A 1,220-nucleotide genomic window follows, 5' to 3' on the forward strand; every position below is an offset into this window, starting at 1 on the left:
TGGTAAATTGCAAGTTGAAATTGAACAGAAATATAATCAAGAAATATTATCAATAGAATAGACTTCATCGAGGAATGCTTCGAATAATTCCATTGGCGTATGGTAGCCAAGAATACGACGTGGACGCTGGTTGAGTGCATCTGCCATGTTCAGAATGTCCTCATTGCAGAACGGTTCCATCGATGTACCTTTGGGGATGAAATCCCGAAACAGGCCATTATGGCGTTCGTTCTGAGGGCGTTCCCATGAGCTGTACGGATGCGTGAAGTAAATCTTCGTGCCGAGATTCTCATATTGCGAGAATGTCTCGAATTCCGGACCGTTATCCGCCGTCATGGTTTTGAATACCTGGCTGAATCGCTCCTTGCCATACAGTTCAATCAGCTGTTCCATGGCAGATTCTACACCAACACTACTCCGTCCAGGGATACGGATTGCAATATAGTTGCGCGTCACCTTTTCGACGGCAGTGAACGTGACAGCTTCACGACCTTCACGCTTACCAACGACGGTATCCACTTCCCAATGGCCGATTTCTGTTCCTTCGCTGACAATTGCGGGACGTTCCTCAATACTACGCCCTTTTATGCGCCTGTTTTTCCGTACCCACTTCCGGTGGCGTATACGCCCGAGTATATGCGGCACATCAAAGAGGGACAAGGGGAGTTTTCCTGCCCAAAGCATATTGTAAAGCGTCTTTGTACAGGGAATCTGCTCTGGCCGGAATAGATTCTGCTGTCTGGCATAGCCTACACAGGCATCCAGCGACCAGCGCTCTTCACGAACCTGTCTGATCATCCACTGAATAAATGGCTCACAGTCATCATAATCCACTTTGCAGGGCTTTCTGGAGTTCTTTCGATTCTCGAGGTAAGCGTTCTGCCCACGTTTGGCTGTGTATTGCGGCATACGTCCACGGGAACCTCTCTTCTCCGGCGTCCCACGCCGGAGTTCGTAAAAGACCGTCGTATGCGCACAGTTCACTTCTGCAGCAATGCTGCGGAGAGAATAGCCTTTGCGGTGCAGTGCTTGAATCATGCCACGTTCTTCTAAAGAAAGATGTCTGCCAGATTTACGAGTCTCCTCGATTGTGTTAAAATGAGATTGATCCATAGTGATTGCTCCTTTGTTTGTGATTTGTAGCAAAACCATTTTAACACAGGAAGTCACTATGGATTTTTATTTTTGATCAACTGTTCAACTTCATTTTACAACGAACC

Annotated in this window: 1 protein-coding gene; it reads right to left on the reverse strand. The window is 47.1% G+C overall.

The annotated features are described in order from the left end of the window. Positions 1-36: 36 nt before the first annotated feature. Complete coding sequence (locus DWX75_RS11945) at positions 37-1,113, reverse strand: IS30 family transposase (RefSeq protein ID WP_118016529.1); 1,077 nt, start codon at positions 1,111-1,113, stop codon at positions 37-39. Positions 1,114-1,220 lie beyond the last annotated feature (107 nt).

The sequence above is a fragment of the Mitsuokella sp. AF21-1AC genome, from assembly GCF_003458855.1.
Classification (GTDB): Bacteria; Bacillota; Negativicutes; order Selenomonadales; family Selenomonadaceae; genus Mitsuokella.